General features: G+C 35.2%; 1 protein-coding gene. It reads left to right on the forward strand.

Annotation, left to right across the window (positions count from 1 at the left end; translation table 11 throughout):
* Positions 1-386: carboxypeptidase-like regulatory domain-containing protein (locus tag GFJ94_RS12645; protein ID WP_238989431.1), on the forward strand; the 386-nt coding region annotated here is incomplete at both ends.

Here is a 386-nt window from a genome sequence, read left to right on the forward strand (position 1 = left end):
TACAACGCTACCAAGAAAGTTGGATTCTTCTCAAGTAATAGAGATGGAGTAGACAATATCTACAAGGCAGATCCGATTTGTAATGTACAAGCATTAGTGCGAGTAAAAGACGCTAAAACAGGAAATGTGATTGAAGGAGCTACTGTTATGTTAGTAGATGAGAAACAAAAAACAGTTTCAAATCAAACCACAGCATTAAACGGAGAAACCTTAACAGGTGTGCTATGTAATACAGCTTACAGCGCTCAAGTATCAAAATCAGGTTATGAAAGTGGTGTATTTGAAGTAGCTAAAGCAGAAAATGAGCAAGTTATAGTAGAAGCTTTATTAACTCCAATCATGCCAATCATTACAGAGAAGGAAGTTATTTTAGAACCAATTTACTT

This window comes from Flavobacterium sp. LMO8 (assembly GCF_009495755.1).
GTDB lineage: Bacteria > Bacteroidota > Bacteroidia > Flavobacteriales > Flavobacteriaceae > Flavobacterium.